14 protein-coding genes are annotated in these 18,303 nt (G+C 46.7%); 4 read left to right on the top strand and 10 right to left on the bottom strand.

Going from position 1 to position 18,303, the window contains the following annotated elements:
• The first annotated feature begins 137 nt into the window (after positions 1-137).
• Positions 138-2,420 carry a bifunctional diguanylate cyclase/phosphodiesterase gene (locus tag DN062_RS04935; RefSeq protein WP_112158129.1) on the top strand — a complete coding sequence of 761 codons (2,283 nt, stop codon included), beginning with the start codon at positions 138-140 and terminating at the stop codon, positions 2,418-2,420.
• Here the strand turns inward: DN062_RS04935 and DN062_RS04930 are convergent.
• Positions 2,412-2,882, bottom strand: coding sequence for an Lrp/AsnC family transcriptional regulator (locus DN062_RS04930; protein ID WP_205126659.1), 471 nt, complete (start codon positions 2,880-2,882; stop codon positions 2,412-2,414). The genes DN062_RS04935 and DN062_RS04930 overlap by 9 nt on opposite strands.
• A gap of 98 nt (positions 2,883-2,980) precedes the next feature.
• Here DN062_RS04930 and rarD point away from each other — a divergent pair, with 98 nt between their 5' ends.
• Positions 2,981-3,886 carry an EamA family transporter RarD gene (gene rarD / locus DN062_RS04925; RefSeq protein WP_112158123.1) on the top strand — a complete coding sequence of 302 codons (906 nt, stop codon included), beginning with the start codon at positions 2,981-2,983 and terminating at the stop codon, positions 3,884-3,886.
• 29 nt (positions 3,887-3,915) lie between these two features.
• Here rarD and DN062_RS04920 read toward each other — a convergent pair whose 3' ends face one another.
• A complete protein-coding gene (locus tag DN062_RS04920; protein ID WP_112158121.1) occupies positions 3,916-5,016 on the bottom strand; it encodes an NADH:flavin oxidoreductase/NADH oxidase in 1,101 nt (366 codons plus the stop codon).
• Positions 5,017-5,169: 153 nt separating this feature from the next.
• Here DN062_RS04920 and DN062_RS04915 point away from each other — a divergent pair, with 153 nt between their 5' ends.
• A complete protein-coding gene (locus tag DN062_RS04915) occupies positions 5,170-6,042 on the top strand; it encodes a LysR family transcriptional regulator (RefSeq protein ID WP_112158119.1) in 873 nt (290 codons plus the stop codon).
• A 94-nt stretch (positions 6,043-6,136) separates the two neighbouring features.
• On the opposite strand, the gene DN062_RS04910 is transcribed toward DN062_RS04915, so the two are convergent.
• Both DN062_RS04910 and aptA read right to left on the bottom strand, forming a co-directional pair.
• The gene (locus tag DN062_RS04910; RefSeq protein WP_112158117.1) at positions 6,137-7,630 is read right to left on the bottom strand and encodes a CoA-acylating methylmalonate-semialdehyde dehydrogenase; all 1,494 of its coding nucleotides are present in this window, start codon (positions 7,628-7,630) and stop codon (positions 6,137-6,139) included.
• Positions 7,631-7,666: 36 nt separating this feature from the next.
• Entirely contained in the window at positions 7,667-9,007 is a 1,341-nt protein-coding gene (gene aptA, locus DN062_RS04905; protein ID WP_239995711.1) for an omega-aminotransferase AptA, read from the bottom strand.
• Between the two features lie 228 nt (positions 9,008-9,235).
• Between aptA and DN062_RS04900 the strand changes: the two genes are divergently transcribed.
• Positions 9,236-10,144, top strand: a complete 909-nt coding sequence (locus DN062_RS04900; protein WP_112158115.1) for a LysR family transcriptional regulator — start codon at positions 9,236-9,238, stop codon at positions 10,142-10,144.
• A gap of 71 nt (positions 10,145-10,215) precedes the next feature.
• Here the strand turns inward: DN062_RS04900 and DN062_RS04895 are convergent, their stop codons facing one another.
• The 6 genes from DN062_RS04895 to DN062_RS04870 form a co-directional block, all read right to left on the bottom strand.
• Entirely contained in the window at positions 10,216-10,998 is a 783-nt protein-coding gene (locus DN062_RS04895) for an ABC transporter permease (protein ID WP_112158113.1), read from the bottom strand.
• 15 nt (positions 10,999-11,013) lie between these two features.
• Positions 11,014-11,793 carry an ABC transporter ATP-binding protein gene (locus tag DN062_RS04890; protein ID WP_112158111.1) on the bottom strand — a complete coding sequence of 260 codons (780 nt, stop codon included), beginning with the start codon at positions 11,791-11,793 and terminating at the stop codon, positions 11,014-11,016.
• Positions 11,794-11,843: 50 nt separating this feature from the next.
• Positions 11,844-12,893, bottom strand: coding sequence for an ABC transporter substrate-binding protein (locus DN062_RS04885; RefSeq protein ID WP_112158109.1), 1,050 nt, complete (start codon positions 12,891-12,893; stop codon positions 11,844-11,846).
• A 427-nt stretch (positions 12,894-13,320) separates the two neighbouring features.
• Positions 13,321-14,628, bottom strand: a complete 1,308-nt coding sequence (locus DN062_RS04880; RefSeq protein ID WP_112158107.1) for a diguanylate cyclase — start codon at positions 14,626-14,628, stop codon at positions 13,321-13,323.
• Positions 14,625-16,343, bottom strand: coding sequence for a sensor histidine kinase (locus DN062_RS04875; protein ID WP_112158105.1), 1,719 nt, complete (start codon positions 16,341-16,343; stop codon positions 14,625-14,627). The genes DN062_RS04880 and DN062_RS04875 overlap by 4 nt, the downstream gene beginning before the upstream one ends.
• Before the next feature lie 21 nt (positions 16,344-16,364).
• Positions 16,365-18,179 carry an ABC transporter ATP-binding protein gene (locus tag DN062_RS04870; RefSeq protein ID WP_112158497.1) on the bottom strand — a complete coding sequence of 605 codons (1,815 nt, stop codon included), beginning with the start codon at positions 18,177-18,179 and terminating at the stop codon, positions 16,365-16,367.
• Between the last annotated feature and the right edge of the window lie 124 nt (positions 18,180-18,303).

The following is an 18,303-nucleotide window of genomic DNA, read 5'->3' as shown; positions in this document are numbered from 1 at the left end:
AATGAGGTTTGACCTAGACAAATACCCAGTTTATAACAACAATGTATAAGCTTATTAGAGTAGGATAAGCAGTGACGAATAGCCAACAACGGCTTTGGCAAGTTGGGCTCATAAAAGCTTCATAAAAGGTCAGTTGCATGGCACTCCTGAAAAAGAACTTATGGTCGATTTTTTATATCTTAACCGCGTGCTTGACCCTTTACTTTGCCTATGTATCTTATGCTCAGTGGCAACGACTGTTCAGTAATGCTCAAAACTCTCAAGAAAACACCCTTAGACTCATTGCCAACTCCACTCAAGCCTTATATCGAACCAATGAAATCATGTTGGATATACTCGGACATCGGTTTCTAGAAGATGCATCCTACCAAGACAATCAGAGCGCTATGGCGATTCTTGATGCAGCCCTTGAAGGCAGCCCCGCTATCATCTCTATCGCTCTTGTCGACCCACAAGGCAATATGTTGTTTGCCACCAACAACTTAGATGTGTCTAATTTTCCAAATTTATTGGAGCAACCTCAATCCCGTGAGTCATTTATTGAAGTAATGAATTCAGAAACGATGGTTTTTGGTCGCACCTACTTTTTCGAACCCTTTCAAGACTGGATTGTTCCCATCCGCAAAGCCATACGCAACCCAGATGGTAGCGTCTACCGTGTCATTACAGCAGCCTTGCGCTTGGAGGACTCATTTGGACATATCGTTAAGAATATTGACCAAGAGAATCGATATCTTTCGTTAATAGTTAGAGAAGACATGCACGTGCAATATGCCAGCAATGGCAAAGAGCGAGACTACGCCCCCTATCAAAAACTACTGCCAAGTAGCAAACAAGAGGCGATGAACAAAGCTGTAGAGAAGGCACATGACAAAACTGTGAATGATTTTTCGGGCCTAGATCAACCCACCACTTTCGTTTATACCGCAGAAAACACATCCCACTTAATCTCATTCCAAAACAACACGGTCTATAAACTCAGATTCATGCTCATGACTTCGATGGAGGTGCTTAAAAAAGATTTTACAAAAATATTAGCCACCTACTTTTTGATTTTTTTATCGATTATTGGCGTGCTTTACGCTCTCTTTCGTATCATCGCGACAGCCGAAGCCAAGCGCAACTCGGACCTGCTTCACCAAGCAACTCACGATCAGCTCACGGGGCTTTTGAACCGAAGCTATCTCAAAAATAATGTTGATCATTGGATTCACCCGCAAGCGTCGCCCTTTGGATTGCTCTATCTGGATCTAGATAATTTCAAAAACATTAACGACAGCTTTGGCCATCACCTCGGAGACACTTTGTTACAAAAACTGGCTCAGAGATTACGTACAGCATCCCCTAAAGAAGCTGCACTATTGCGACATGGAGGCGATGAGTTCATCCTGCTCTGCTCCATTCACGAAGACAGTGAGCTCGTAGACTTAGCAAAAAAACTCATCGAAACAGCTTCAAAACCTTACTTAATTAACTCGATGCGTTTAAATGTTGGTGCGAGTGTTGGCATTGCCAAATACCCCGAGCATGGCGAATCTATTGATGATTTGTTACGTGCGGCAGACATCGCCATGTACGAATCGAAGCGTCTTAAAAACAGTGTTCACCTGTTTAAAGATACCATGCAAGAGAGATACCTTCGCAACGTCAACATTGAACAAGCGCTTCGTAGTGCGATAGAAAACCATGAGCTTTACATGGTATACCAGCCTCAAATTACCGCCGATGGCACCTTCTATGGCGTGGAAGCATTGATTCGCTGGAACAGTCCAAGTCTTGGCAACGTTCCTCCCGATGCCTTTATTCCTATCGCGGAAGCGTCAGGGCAAATGCCCTCCTTAGGTCGATACATTATCGAAACCACCTTCGCAGACATTAAACAGGTACAGCACTCACTTGGCATCACATTTTCCACGTCTATTAATATTTCTGCGCGACAACTGCTAGAGCCTGACTTTGCGACATGTTTTATTGAAAAAATGCACCAAAAAGACATCAAAGGAATCTGGCTGACACTGGAAATTACCGAGAGTTTGCTAATTGAAGATACACCAAGCATTTTGCCACTTTTGAACGCTCTCAAAAACAACGGTGTACAGCTGTCTATGGATGATTTTGGAACCGGCTATTCTTCTCTGAGTATGTTGCGCATGCTTCCCATTGATGAGCTTAAAATTGATAAGAGCTTTATTGATGCGGCGTTAACAAATAAAGATGCCCAACAAATGGCTCAAAGCATCGTCACTATAGGTAAAAATCTTGAAATGGATGTGGTGGCTGAAGGGATTGAAACTAAAGAACAGCTAGAAATGCTAACCCGTTTTGGTTGCGATAGGTTTCAAGGGTACTATTTTGCACGACCCATGGATAAAGAAGCCTTGGCTCATTTTGTGAAGGACACTCTTTTTCCACTAACTTAATAATACCTCCATCCCTACTTTTACCCGATCCAGCACCACAATGGTTCTAAACCATTTTACATTGGGATTGCTATGGAACAACCGATCGCAGATGGCTTGAAATGCCGACATGCTCGGTACCATTAAGACCAATAAGAAATCCGCATCACCAGTAACGTAATAGCACTGCTGTATTTCAGGCCCTGAAAACATCTTTTTCAGCAACTCCAAATCAGCCGCTTGTGTTTTCTCGGCATGCACCTCTACCATGATGGTGATCACTTGGCCGAGTTTTTCGGGGTCCAGCACGGCCACACTCGCTTGAATGTAACCGGCTTCTTTTAGCTTCTGAATACGGCGTTGAACCGACGCTGTGGATAAGTGAACAACTTCGGCCAGCTCCCGCAACGGGGTGTGGCAATCTTTTTGTAAACGCTCAAGCAAAGCGTAGTCAAACTTATCCAGAGATAGCGTGTTTTTCATGCGAGAAATTTTCCCATATAGATGCCGCAAATAGAGACCTTTTATTAATCCTTGCGTAATAGAATACCGCATTGTCTAAATTACACTAAGAATGGATTATGCACACTAGCCCCAATACCACGCTTGGCGTCACCTTGAACGTCATAGGCTCGGTTTTCTTCGCACTCATGTTTGCTTACACCTCATTGCTCACAGCACTAGAGGGTGAGGAAATTTATGGTTGGCGTATTTTACTGACCCTTCCCTGCCTCACGCTGTTTATTATTTTCAGTGGCTATTGGCCTCAAGTCACCAGTATTTTTCAGCGTTTGTATCGTGAGCGCTATTTTTGGGCAACTCGGCTCGTGTCGTCTTTTTTGGTGGGTATACAACTCTGGCTGTTTATGTGGGCACCCGTGAATGGTTATGGGCTAGCGGTTTCATTGGGTTATTTTATGCTTCCTATCACCATGGTAATTGTCGGCCGTATTGCGTTTAAAGATCGTATGTCACGCTTTCAACAAATTGCCTGTTTTTTTGCGCTGATTGGCATTTTAAATCAACTGGCGTTGTCACAAACCTTGGCTTGGCCTACGCTGGCGGTCTGTTTAGGTTACCCTGGTTATTTTTGGTTAAGACGAAAAACGGACACAAATAATATCGGCGGACTTTGGTTTGATATGACACTCAGCTTACCTCTAAGCCTGTTCTTTATTCTTAAAGGTGGAGAGGTACTCGCCAACCTTAGCTCCGACTCTACGTTGCTTTGGCTGGTGCTTGGCTTAGGCTTAATTAGCGCCCTTGCATTAGCTTTCCAGGCATTGTCAGCACCCCATTTAAACCTAAGTTTATTTGGGCTGTTGATTTATGTTGAGCCTGTGATGTTAATGCTGGTTGCCGTGCTGCTCGGCGAGACAATTACAGCCGCCGAGTGGCCAACCTACATCGCGATATGGTTAGCAGTTCTGGTGCTGGTTGTTGAAGGGTTTCAGGGGTTACAAAAACATAAGCGACGCATGGAGTGAGCGGTACAAGAGTACCGCTCTTGCTAGCATCAATCGTTTGATTGATAACGTGCTAACCAATGCGCGTAAGGTGTTGGCAATACCCAGGCTGGATCTTTAAGGTTTAAGGCTTTCGCCGCTTTAAAGCTCCAGTGGGGATTTGCCAGGTGTGCTCGACCAATCATAACTAACTCCATTTGCTGATTGGTGATCGCACTTTCAGCCAACTCAGGCGTATCTATTCCCCAAGAAGAGGCAACAGGAAGCTCCGACTCACGCTGAATACGCTCAGCAATCGGCGCTAAAAAGGCAGGCCCCCAAGGAATATTCGTATCAGGAATCGTAAAACCGATACTTACGCTCAGTAGGTCTAAGCCTATTTCTTTCATTTGTTTGGCTAAGGTAATGGCATCCTTCAGAGTCTCTTCATCACGGCCATCAAATTCGATCACACCAAGCCTAGCCGTTAGCGGCAAATGCTCTGGCCAAACCTCACGAACGGCTTGCAGGGTTTCTAATAAGAAACGGCTTCTGCCTATTAAATCACCACCATAGGCATCGGTTCTGTGATTACTGTGAGCCGATAAAAAGCTCTGAGCTAAATACCCATGAGCAAAGTGCAGCTCTAACCACTCGAAGCCTGCCTCTAATGCACGACGTGCCGCTGCAACAAAGTCGGCTTTGACTCGCTGAATGTCTTCAATGGACATTTCCTGAGGCTGTTTCGGCAGATTAGCGCCAAAGGCAATGGCCGATGGCGCAATTGTTTGCCAACCTCGGGGGTCGTCCTCGGCAATATGATCATCGCCCTCCCAAGGACAATTTGCACTTGCTTTGCGCCCTGCATGCGCAATTTGAATGCCCGGAACAGCGCCTGCAGCTTTAATTCCCTGCGCAATAGCCGCCATACCCGTTTTATGTTCGTCGCTCCACAACCCAGTGCAAGCAGGCGAAATTCGGCCTTCGGGTGATACCGCCGTTGCTTCAACAATAACAAGACCCGCCCCACCCCGAGCTAAAGACGTGTAGTGAGATAAATGCCACTCATTGGTGAGGCCCTCTTCTGCGCTGTATTGACACATTGGGGGAATAGCGATGCGATTGCGTAAAGTAATGCTCTTTAGTGTAAAGGGGGTAAATAGTTGACTCATATAAATTAGTACCTAAAATTGTGTAAATAAAAGGGTTTTAAAAAACTGACTTAAAATTAAATAGACTGTAGCTCGTTATTGATATGTGCATTCTAGAAGAGCCAAACTATAATAAGAACACTATTATCCTTATTAAAACCATAAGCATTCATTATGATCAATCCACAATGGCTCACCAGCTTTCAAGCCATCGTTGAGCTGGGTAACTTTACTAGAGCCGCCGAACACTTAAACCTTACCCAAGCGGCGGTTAGTCAGCATTTGCGCTATTTAGAAGATGAGTTTGGTTTACTGATTCTGCGAAAGACACGACCGCTTGAGCTTACCCCCATTGGTCGAGAAGTCCTTACCTATGCTCAAGAAATTAATGATGCAGATGAGCGATTACGATTACGCTTAAGCAGTACCGATAGTCTAGTTGGAGAGGTTGGTTTAATCACACCCGGTAGCAGTGGATTATTGTTATATCCGAAGTTATTGGCTCTGCAGCATCAACATAAGGGATTAGTGATTCGTCATCGATTTGCACCTGACACGGAAGTGCTGCAAGCCATTCTCACGAACAAATATGATGTTGGCCTTATCACTTTCGATCCGCAAGATGCCAAAATCCTAGCCGAACCCATCGCAAAAGAGCCTTTAGAGTTGGTGTATCCACGCGATGAACAGGTTGAAACATGGGACGACTTAATACGCATTGGAATTATCGACTATCCTGATGGCCGTGCAATGGCCGATCGTTTACTCAGCCGTCATTTTCCGGGAAATCCAGGTGTAAAAACGCTGCCAAGTTCGGGTTTCAGTAACCAAGTCAGCTTATTGCTAGAACCTGTTTCTTTAGGACTTGGTTTTACCGTAATGCCCCGTTATGCACGACAAGCCTTCGCCAAACAAGATGAAATTGCATTCAAACATTGCGAGAACCCTGTTGTGAATACCCTTTGGGCAATTTATCGGGCGGACTGGCCCTTATCACGTCGAGTATTAAAAGTATTAGATTGTTTGAAAAAAACACTGTCTTCGTAAAAAACTGGCATCGAATTACTGCAGGGAAGTTCTTTTTATAGGATCAGAAAACCGCCTTTTAAACGATCAAAAGGCGGTTTGGTCTCTTCAGATCTTAACTTGGAAATGAAAAGGACACGCCTTCACGCACGCCGCTGGATGGCCAACGCTGAGTGATGGTTTTACGGCGAGTGTAGAAACGTATTGCGTCAGGACCGTATGCGCTTAAATCGCCAAAGAGCGAGCGTTTCCAACCGCCAAAGCTATGGTACGACACTGGCACTGGCAGAGGGACGTTAACACCGACCATGCCAACGAGAATTTTATCAGTGAAGTAACGTGCAGCTTCACCATCACGCGTAAAGATGCAGGTACCGTTGCCATACTCATGGCGATTAATCAAATCGATACCTTCTTGCAAGTTCTTGACGCGCACCACCACCAGCACAGGCCCAAATATCTCGTCACTGTAAATCGACATGGACTCCGTCACATGGTCAAACAGGGTCGCACCGACATAGAAGCCGTTTTCATAGCCTAACACTTGGATATCGCGGCCATCGACCACTAAGGTCGCACCTTGCGCAACACCCGCATCAATATAGCCTTTCACACGATCTCGTGCCTCGGCGGTAATCAACGGCCCCATCTCATTGCTATTGTCCAAGCCAGAGCCCACTTTCAGTGCTGAGATTTGAGTCTTAAGACTGGCGACTAACTGATCGGCCACCTCATCGCCCACGGCCACCGCCACAGAAATGGCCATGCAGCGCTCGCCACACGAACCATAGGCGGCTCCCATTAATGCATTCACGGCATTATCTAGATCGGCATCCGGCATCACTATCGCATGGTTTTTTGCACCGCCGAGCGCTTGGCAACGCTTACCGGTACGAGCCGCTTCATTGTAAATGTACTCCGCGATTGGCGTGGAGCCCACGAAGCTCACGGCTTGTATTTTCGGCGAGTGCAGCAGCGTATCCACCGCTGTTTTATCGCCATTCACAACATTCAGCACGCCTTTGGGTAAGCCTGCCTCTAAGGCAAGTTGGGCAATGCGCAGTGTGCTGGACGGATCACGCTCGGACGGCTTCAGCACGAAGGTATTGCCACACATGATCGCAGCTGGCCACATCCAGAGTGGGACCATGGCTGGAAAGTTAAAGGGGGTAATCCCTGCCACCACGCCCATGGGTTGAAACTCACTCCAACTGTCGATAGCAGGGCCTGCGTTCTTACTGTGCTCACCTTTTAAGAGTTGAGGGATGCCACAGGCAAACTCAACGTTCTCTATACCACGCTGCAGCTCGCCTTTGGCGTCATGAAGCACTTTGCCATGCTCTTCGCTGATCAGCTGACAAAGCTCATCGGCTTTTTCTTCCAAAAGTGATTTAAAACGGTACATCACTTGAGCACGCTTACTTGGCGGTGTATCACGCCACGTCGGATATGCCGCCTCGGCATTCGCAATTGCCTGCTCGACCATTTCAACGCTCGCCAAGCACACCTCGCCGCTCACCTCGCCTGTTGATGGGTTGTAGATGGCTTGGCTACGACCGTCTTCGATCAGAATTTCTCCGCCAATTAAATGCCCAACTCGCTTACTCATTGTACGTTTTCTCCAAAATTTGAACCCAGAACTCGTTTAGGCGCCGTAAAGTGTTGTAAAGGCATCACCGAGGGTATTGATAATTTGATCCATTTCGCTAACTTCCATAGTGAATGGCACGCCTAGCTGTAAGGTATCGCCACCGTAACGAACATAAAGCCCCTTCTTCCAGCATTCCATGGCCACCTCCCAAGGACGGCGTGTTGGTTCACCGGGATAGGCTTCTAGCGTGATACCCGCGGCAAAGCCATAGTTGCGAATATCGGTAATATGCTTAATGCCTTTTAAACTGTGCACTTTTTCTTCGAAGACGGGTGCAAGCTGCGCAACGCGTTGAATCAGTTGTTCCTTTTCAAGAATATCCAATGTTGCCATCGCAGCAGCACAAGCAACTGGGTGGCCTGAATAGGTATAGCCGTGCGGCAACTCGACATTGTAATGAGCACCACCTGCACTCATAAAGGTCTCGTAAATTTCATCCTTGATAATGACCGCGCCCATGGGGATTGCCCCATTGGTGATTTGCTTGGCCACGTTGATCATATCCGGCACGACATCAAATGCATCGGCACCAAAGGTGGCTCCCGCACGGCCTAAGCCCGTGATCACCTCATCGAATATCAAAAGGATACGATGTTTATCGCAAATCTCGCGCAAACGCTTTAAATAACCAACAGGCGGAACAATCACACCTGCAGAGCCAGCAAAGGGTTCAACAATCACCGCTGCAATGTTCGATGCATCGTGTAATGTGACTAAATCTTCCAGCTCATTGGCAAGCTCAGCCCCTTCCGTTGGCATGCCTTTCGTGAAGGCCATGCTTGGGCGCCAAGTATGGTTCAGGTGGTCAGACTCCATGGCCTGTCCCCACATTTTGCGATTGCCACCGATTCCACCAAAACTAATACCGCCCCAACTGGCACCGTGATACCCCTTTGCACGGCCAATGATCCGTGTTTTGGTGGCTTCACCGCGTTGACGCCAATAGGCGCGGGCAATTTTGGTTGAGGTATCGGCCGATTCCGACCCCGAATTGGTAAAAAACACCTTATTCATACCGGCAGGCGACATATCCGCAATGCGCTCTGCCAGTTGGAACGCCAATGGATGACCGTATTGGAAGGCTGGCGCATATTCAATCGTGGTTAATTGCTTGGCCACGGCCTCTGCAATTTCAGGACGGCTATGACCCGCACCACAGGTCCAAAGGCCCGAAAGTCCATCGAGAATTTTCCGCCCCTCAGCATCATATAAATAATTGCCTTTGGCATGGGTTATAATGCGTGGGTTGGCCTTAAATTCTCTGTTTGAGGTGTAAGGCATCCAATACGAATCGAGTTGTTTATCGGTCAATCCGGCGGCGTGTGCTTGGTTCATAGTCGTCCTCATTTGGGCTGTGCCCACAACGCTCACTGTTCAGTGCAAGAAGGTTTATTAGGGACATACTAAGCAACCTAATTAGTTATATAAATCTTAACTTTTAAACTTTTAGTTTAGAAAAAAAGAAACTATTCTAATTGAGCCACGGCATGCACAACTGAGTTAAGAACGACAGAGCGTAAATTCCGCGAAGCAGGCCCTCATCCTATCCGGACAGAATCATTCATGAAGAAAAAAAACACACTAAGACAAGTCTCTGATTTTGATTTGAAACTCTTGCGACTGTTCAAGACCATCGTTGAGTGCGGCAGTTTTTCAGCGGCGGAAGGGGCGCTCGGCATGACGAAGTCGGCCATTAGTCTGCACATGAGCGATCTCGAAAATCGTCTAGGCCTGCGGCTGTGCCAACGAGGACGCAGTGGTTTTTCTTTGACCGATGAGGGGACCGAGGTGCTTAAAGCGGCCGAGTCTCTGTTTTCATCCATCGAAGACTTTCGCAGCCAGCTCAATAAGATCAGTCACCAACTGAAAGGTGAGTTGAATATTGGTATCGTGAATAACCTCGTCACTCAGCCGCAAATGAAAGTGACTCAGGCGTTAGAACACTTAAGTCAGTTTAAGGGAGACGTCAAAATCAATATCAGCATGAGTACACCGTCTGAGATTGCCAAAGGCCTTTTCGATGGTCGCCTCCATGTCGGCGTCATTCCTTGGACAAACACCCTGTCTGGACTGGAGTATCAACAACTCTACGAAGAAACCTCTTACTTATACTGCAGTAAACAGCACCCCTACTTTGATTCCAGTAGACCACTCACCCCCAGTGAGTTGAGCCAAGCCACCACGGTGATTCCAAGCTTTCCGATGACGCTAGAGGCCATTGAAATGCATCAGTCACTGTCTTGTACTGCCTCGGCATCGGATAGGGAGGGCATTGCTTTTTTGATTTTGACGGGTGCCTACATAGGCTTTTTACCCGATCACTATGCTGCCAACTGGGTTAACAAAGGCGAAATGAAACGACTGAACGAAGACACCTTGGCCTTTAGCACCCCTCTAGCGGTCATCACGCGCAAAGGGCGACGATCAAATCTTGTTTTGGAGCAGTTCTTGGGGGCCTTGTCGTTATCCTGAATTGGCTCGCTCAAGCACTCTTGTACCTGAGCGAGCTCACTCTAGAATCTAACATCTAGCATTATTCATCCTCACACAGCCGTGGCATTCACGCCACGATTGGCCCAACGTGTGAAGCGCTTCTCCATCCAAGCAAACAGCTCGTACATCACCACACCCATCACCCCAATCACGATGAGGCCTGCAAAGACCAATGCCATGTCCATAGATGAACTGGCGGCCATCATTAAATAGCCTATGCCCATATTCGATGCCACCGTTTCGGATATCACCGATCCGACAAAGGCCAGTGTAATGGCCACTTTCAGCGACGCAAAAAAGTAAGGTAACGCACGTGGCAAGCCCACTTTACGCAAAATATCCAACTTGGATGCACCAAGCGAGCGCAACACATCCTCAAGCTCTGGCTCCAGCGTTGCCAACCCTGTGGCGACATTCACCAATACAGGAAAGAAGGAAATTAGAAAGGCCGTTAGTATGGCAGGCACTGTTCCTATACCAAACCACACCACCAACACTGGCACAAACGCCACTTTAGGGATGCTGTTAAACCCGACCAGTAATGGATACAGTGCTTTGTAGACAATCGGATAGGTGCCTACTGCCACCCCCAACACCAGGCCCACCACCACAGCAATGGCAAACCCTACCAGAGTGGTAAAAAAGGTTTGCCACGCGTGCATCATGATCGGTTCCCAACGCGCAATTCCCGCTGACCAAACCGCGGAAGGTGCCGGAAAGAGGTACTCGGGTACTTTAAACCCTACGCAAATAATTTCCCATATCAGTAACAACAGCAGGATGAGCATCCAACTGGCGTTTTTAATCATGAACTTTCTTCGATTAAATGCCATTTTATTCTTTCCTTCTCAGGACTTACGAATGGAGCCAATATGCTCTCGTAAGACATGGACTTGGGCTGCAAAAGGCTCGGAATAGGTCACCGCCAGTGTTCGAGGACGCTCGATGGCAATGTCTCGTTTGACCAATATCTGACCGGGGCCTTTACTCATCACATACACTGTGTCGGCCAAAAATACAGCTTCACGGAGATCATGCGTCACCAAAATAACGGTAAAAGGCTGCTCCTGCCAAAGGTCTTGCAACATGCACCAGAGCTCTTCACGCGTAAACGCATCCAAAGCACCGAAGGGTTCATCGAGCATCAGCAACTGTGGCTTGTGAATTAACGCACGGCAGATCGATGCCCGTTGCTGCATTCCGCCCGACAGTTCCCAAGGATATTTATGCTCCCAGCCTTTGAGGCCTACACGCTCAATAAGCTCCATCGCCATGGCCTCGAACTCTTTGCGTTTGCGCCTGAGTTGTGAGCGATAGGGTTGCACGATTTCTAAGGGCAACATGACATTTTCAAGCGTGGTTCGCCAAGGCAAGAGGTTCGACGCTTGGAAGGCCATGCCGATGCATTTTTGAGGGCCACCGATCTGTCGACCATCGATATACACATAGCCCGAGGTTGGCTCTGATAATCCTGAGACCAATTTCATCAGCGTTGATTTACCGCAGCCTGAAGGCCCGACCACCGCGATAAACTCATTTTGCTGAACAGACAAGGAAATATCTTTGATCGCCAGCGCCCCACCTTCCTCGTAGGCTAAGCTGACTTCTTCAAACTTTACAAACGCCATAAAGACTTCTCAAATACAGAAAGATGTCCGGCATCACCGGACATCTCATATTAATGTGGAAGGATGCGAGTGCTTTTCTCAGGTAACATCGCAAAATTGAATAGGGCTTCGGCATCCGGCGTACTGCTGAGTCCAAACGATTCAACGGCTTCGTCAATGGATTGTTTGAGACGATCAAGCGTAACGGCTCCTAGGCCTTCCTCTCGGGTTTCATCCGTCACGACCTGAGCGTCAAGCGCTAAGGTTAAACGACGCAGCTCTAAGCCTTCATTCACCAAAGGATCACGCTTCGACACATACTTAACTGCACTTTCAGGATCGGCGATGGTTTCCAGTAACGCCTTATTAAAGGCGCGGTTAAAACCGGCCACGGCTTCAGGTTGCTCTGCCAACATTTTCTCGCTGGCAATGATGGCATTGCCGTACAAAGCCACACCATAATCGGCATAGGGCATCACGGTAATCTCATCTAAGGAGACACCGCGCGCTTCAAGATTTAACAAGCTGGTAAAGTAAAATCCAGTGATGGCATCCACTTGACGACGGGCAAGCAAGGTTTCACGAATCGCAGGGTCCACACTTTGCCAAGTGACAGAGTCGACGGCTAAGCCATTGTGCGCAGCAAAGGATGGCCAAGCTTTACGGCCGGCATCAAACACCGGGGCAGCCAGTGTTTTGCCCGCAAGATCGGCAGGTGTATCAATACCAAACTCTTTGAGCGTGAAAACCGCTGCAGGGGTTTGGTTGTAGAGCATATACACAGCTTGAATACCCGAGTCTGCATTGGCAGAGGCGTACTCAACCAAAGCACTAAAGTCAGCAAAGCCCATGTCATATGCACCGGTTGCCACACGCGTCACCGCTCCTGCGGAACCATTACCTGAGTCGATGGTGACATTAAGACCCTCTTCTAAAAAATAGCCTTTTTCCAATGCCATTAAGAAAGGCGCTGAAGGCCCTTCAAAACGCCAATCCAAGGTGAAATTAATTTTGGTAGCAGGACTGCTTTGAGCCAGACCTAAGGTTGGAAAGGTCAGTACAGCTGCGGCACCACAAAGTGCAGCGAGCTTTTTGAGTGATCGGCGTTTTGTAATATTCATGGTTCATCCTTATGTCACGTTAGGCCCTAAACAATGGCGGCCCCCTGTTGAGGGAAGAATTAATCAGACGTTTAAAAGGGTCAGGCAAAAGATAGAGAAAGGCCTAGACAAAGGCTGCTCTAGAATCTGACCAGTTAGTCAGATTTAATCTAAGCAAAGGCTGTGCCAAGGGAGTAACAGACGTGAGAGACACGTTAACAACCAGACACCTTTCCAAATGTAATCCGTTCAAAATAACGAATTAGGAATCTAGAGAATCATTGGCCGTTTGATATTTCGCCATAAGATCATTCATCTTGGACTGAAATAAATCACCAAGACGCACCAAAACAGGGATTTTTTCCGTCTAATAATGCTTCAAATAAGAGCAGCTAAGCCGCAGCTACTTTGAAGCTCTTTGAAAATGAGTGTGCGTTGTGAAGGGTATTTAAGCTGGTGTAGAGGAGTGTTGATTCCAACGTACACAATTGCGACCTTCACGCTTGGCTTCATACATAGCGGAGTCGGCTTGGCTGAGCATATCATCCGGTGAGGTCGCATCGAGCGGAAAGGATGAAACACCAATACTGGCGGATATAGTGATGCTAATCTTATCAATTAAAATCGGGGCAGCGAGGCTATCTAACAGCTTTTTAGCAACCAGGTTGATATGGGCTGGTACAGCGCTGTTCTTAATCAAGACAGCAAACTCATCTCCTGATAAGCGTGCAACGGTATCAGATTCACGCACATCACTCAGCATCCGCTCGGCACACACTTGCAAAACCTGATCGCCAACTGCATGCCCCCAAGTATCATTGACGGCTTTAAAACCGTCTAAATCGATAAACAATAGCGCAAAACTTTGTCCGTATCGACGACTTTCAACAATGCTTTGTTGGAGCCGATCATAGAATAAACTGCGATTCGGAAGCCCCGTCAAGGCATCGTGAGAAGCTTGGTATTCAAGTTTCTGTTCGGCTTTTTTCTTTTCAGTGATGTCATCAAGCATCATTATGTAGTTTAAAATATGGCCATCTGGGCGATCTAATCGGTGCATTCTCATGAGTAGAGTCAGCTCTTCATCTGAGGCATGAACTGTCACTTCTTGTTCAAAACAACCGTCTTTCTCCAATCGGGCCTGTATGTCAAGCCAGCAACCCTGGCTTAGCAAAACGTCCAATACATCATCCAATTTTTGTGTGACTAATGACACGTAGCTGGACTGCATTAACATCGTAAATGCTTGATTGCGTTGTTTAGGGCGAAGGTGTGAGTCAAACACAGCAATGGCTGTATGGGTAATATTAAACACTGCCTCCGATAAACGAGCCGTTTGATTAAACGCATGGCGTAAAACAGCATAATGAATCGCTTTTCGAAGTGCGCGGGGCTCCTCCCCTTTCACGAGATAATCTTGAGCACCCGCCTGTAAGGCATCTTGGATCAACTTGTTGTGTAAGACGCTCGTCAAAATAACCACGGGAATATCCGCGCAGTGGCGGCGCAGTGTTTTTAAGGTTTCAATACCGTGACTGTCTGGAAGCATCAAATCCAGCAATACAACATCGAACTCATCTTCGTGTTCTGATAACTGCCGAATTGCATCTTTTAACGACGTCACTATTTGAAGATGAAAGGTTTGCCCATCGGTTATCCGGAATGCAAAACGAATCAGTTCAATATCACCAGGCTCATCCTCTACGAGTAAAACTCGACAAGGTTCATCTGACAGTAAGGTGGATGTATTGTTCATAAAGCTCTCGTATCGCTCTTTGGCAGTGTGAAAATCAAACGGCAACCCTGATTGATACCCTCTGATTCTGCATGGATTGAACCACCGCAACGTTCAACAATTTTTTTGCAAATAGACAAGCCTATACCACTGCCTTCATACTCACTACGCGGATTTAAGCGTTGAAACACTAAGAAGATCCGATCAAGTTGACTCTGTTCCAGTCCGATTCCTTGATCTTCTACTACGAATTTATAGCTGTTTTCCTCATCCTGCGCATAGAGCACGATCGTCGGCAGCTGAGATGCCTGCCTGAATTTAATCGCATTACTAATTAGATTTTGAAACAGACGCACCCCTTCATTATGAGGAAGATAGACTCTTGGCCACTCACCTTGCAGGGAAACAGTCGCTTGTGCTTTGATAATATCTGGATGCAAATACACTAAGGCTTCCTGGACTAGCGCTTGGCTATCCTGCTCTGAAATTGGCTCACCATCGTGCCCAATCCGAGAGTATTCGAGAAGTGCAATCAGCATTTCATCCATTCGCTGACCCGCTTCAAGCACATAACTCAGTTGCTCTCTTGCCTCTTGATTCTCGGCAATAAAGGGATTTGTACTCAAAATTCGACTAAAACTCACGATCATACGTAAGGGTTGACGCAAATCATGGGAGGCAATGTAGGCAAACTGCTCTAGCTCATCATTAGAGCGCTTCAAAGCATCAGAATAGTGCGTTAAGTAATGCAACTCTTGTTGCTTTAAGTTTAACTCCAAACGTCGCCGACGCTCAATTAACCAACCACAAAGTATTAGAATGAGTGCCGCAATACCTAGAATGAAAATAAACTTAAATCGTTCGTTCTTCACAAATGCCTGATAATCTTGCATCAAAGGCTCTAGATCACTAGAGACAACAACCAATAAAGGCCAGTTATTTAAATGCTGATAATGTATTTGGCGTAAACGTCCGTCAACTGGTGCCACGCCACGGTAACTATAATCATCAGGTGGTGCTCCCTGCCATTTATTCAGGGTATCAATCACTGAACCAGGTTCAATGGCACCATAGGGAACTCGATAGATAACCTCTCCATCGAACTTCAATAAAGCAGTGGTCAACCCCGAACCTGAAGTAATTCCTCCTAAGTCCTTGGCTAACTGTTCGATATCCAGGGCGGCCATCAACACCCCAGCAAAGGCATCTTGATGACGTAACGAACGTGCAACGGCAATGAATGCTCTAGGATCTTTGACTCGCGAGTGCTTTGGCGAAGAAATATACGCAATATCATCTAACGTGTCTCGAAAAAATTGAAAATAGGCGCGATCAGATAACTGTGGCCTGACCTCATCACGAGACCAAGTATCAACGTCCCCATTGGCATTGATTAATAAATAATCAAGCAGTTCGGTATTAACCTCTTTTTTGGCAAGCATAATTCTCTGAAGGGTCGTCAAATCTTCGGGTGACTCAGACCATAGCTCTCTTAGAAATAAAAGCGAGCGGTCAACCTCAGACAGTTTGGCTTCGACCAGTTCCTTCTGAGTTAATGCCAAGGCACGGACACTTGACTCACTTTGCATAAGGGCTCGATTCAGATAGCCACGCGTGGTTTCCAGATAAAAATAACTTAACACCACTAAGACAAAGCCCCAAAAGACGATCAAGAATACGCGTGTCAATGTCATATCAGGCATCCAGCCTGATAACCAAGTGATCAAGCGCTTCATTTCAAACCTCTCGCCTTAAAATCATTCATCTAATTGATAGCCTTTCGCTTGTATCCGAAACAATTCGGCATAGCGTCCATTTAGTGCTAACAAGGAGTCATGATTACCTCGTTCAATAATACAGCCTTGCCGCATAAGTATAATGTGATCAGCACTGCGGACACTGGAAAAACGATGTGAAATTAATATCACCATTCGCCTCTCTGTATGGCGCCGAAAATGCTCAAAAATCTGCGCTTCGGCTTCGGCATCCATCGCAGCAGTTGGCTCATCTAAGACAAGAATATCGGCTTTTGAGCGCATAAAAGCACGCCCCAATGCAATTTTTTGCCACTGTCCACCAGAAAGCTCCTGCCCTCCTTGAAACCATCGACCTAGTTGAGTGTGGTACTGTTGACTTAAATCGTCAATAAATTCACTGGCCAATCCTAAACGTGCCGCTTCTTTCCAACGATCTTCGTCATCAAAAGCGGATACATCGCCCGCCCCTAGATTCTCACCCACTAAGAGCTGATAACGCACGAAGTCTTGAAAGATGACACCCACACGCTCACGTAACGCTTGCGGTGCCCAGTCATTTAAGTCGTTACCATCAAGCAAAATACGACCACTGGACGGCGAATATAAGCGGGTCAGCAATTTAATTAGGGTCGTTTTTCCCGAGCCATTTTCGCCAACTAGGGCCAAGGATTGCCCAGGTGGTAGATGAAAACTCACATTATCTAACGCAGGCTTTATCGCCCCGGGGTAAGTAAAACAGACTTGATCAAAGATAATACCCTGGGTCGGGTCTTGCCCCTGGGTTAAAGTCCCTTCCTCTTTCACCACCGGCTGCTCTAAGTATTCGTATAGATTAGAAAGGTATAAGTTGTCCTCATACATGCCACTAATCGCGGTAAGGTTGGTACTGATCGCGCTTTGTCCTTGTTTAAACACCAACAAAAACATGGTCATCTGCCCAAGCGTGATCATACCCTGTATGGTATCGACCACTATCCAAACATACGCCCCATAAAACGCTAAGGTCCCTAGCAGCCCTAACACAAACCCCCATAGATCGCGCCGAATAATTAGACGCTTCTCTGCACCAAACAGTGTGTGGAAAATGTCACGGTATTTATCCAAAAGACGAGGGCCTAAACCAAAGAGTTTCACCTCTTTAATACTGTCTTCTCTTGCCAGTAACGTTTCTAGATAAAGCTGTTTGCGCAGCTCAGGAGAGCGCCACCGTGATAGCTGAAACGCATCGCCAGAAAATTTAGCTTCTGAAATAAACACAGGTAACGCCGCTATAAATAAGATTAACAAGACCCAAGGTGAAAACTGAATGAGTAGAATCGAAAAACTCAAAAGCGCGAGTGAGTTTTGAATCAGGCTGAAGGTTTTGTTTACCAACGCTAAAGGTCGTGTTGACGCTTCGCGACGTGCTCGTGTCAATTTGTCATAGAATTCGGAGTCTTCAAACTGAGCTAACGATAGCGTTTGCGCCTTCTCTAGAATCATGACGTTAACGCGCTGCCCCATAAGAGCACGCAAAATAGATTGTTGAGCGGAGAGTCCGCGCTGAGCCGCTGCCAATACCATCAACACCAAGGCTTCTAACAACACCCACTGAATCACAGGCCGATAGTCAACGGCTAACCCTTGCGCATTGAGCGCAACGGAACTTACCACTTCATCAACAATCAATTGACCTAGGTAGGCGGCGACCGCTGGTAAAATACCCGCAATTAGGGTTAAGAGTGTCAGCCCCACCGTCAACGGCTTTGATGTGCTCCAGACTAACTCTAGCGCTCGACGGCTGTACTTAAAGACTGAAAAAAAGTTTTTCAGCATTTTATTGGAGTGAGAGACTGGCTGGGACACTTGAGCGCGCAATTCACGTTCCTTAACACAACTTAATATATGAGTATGTTATGATTTTACAAGATTTAGGCTGTTATTGCTTACCCACAAGGAG

Origin of the sequence: Nitrincola tibetensis, assembly GCF_003284585.1 — a bacterium.
GTDB lineage: Bacteria > Pseudomonadota > Gammaproteobacteria > Pseudomonadales > Balneatricaceae > Nitrincola > Nitrincola tibetensis.
Note: the sequence above shows the minus strand (reverse complement) of the source record. Positions and strands in the feature narration are given on the sequence as shown.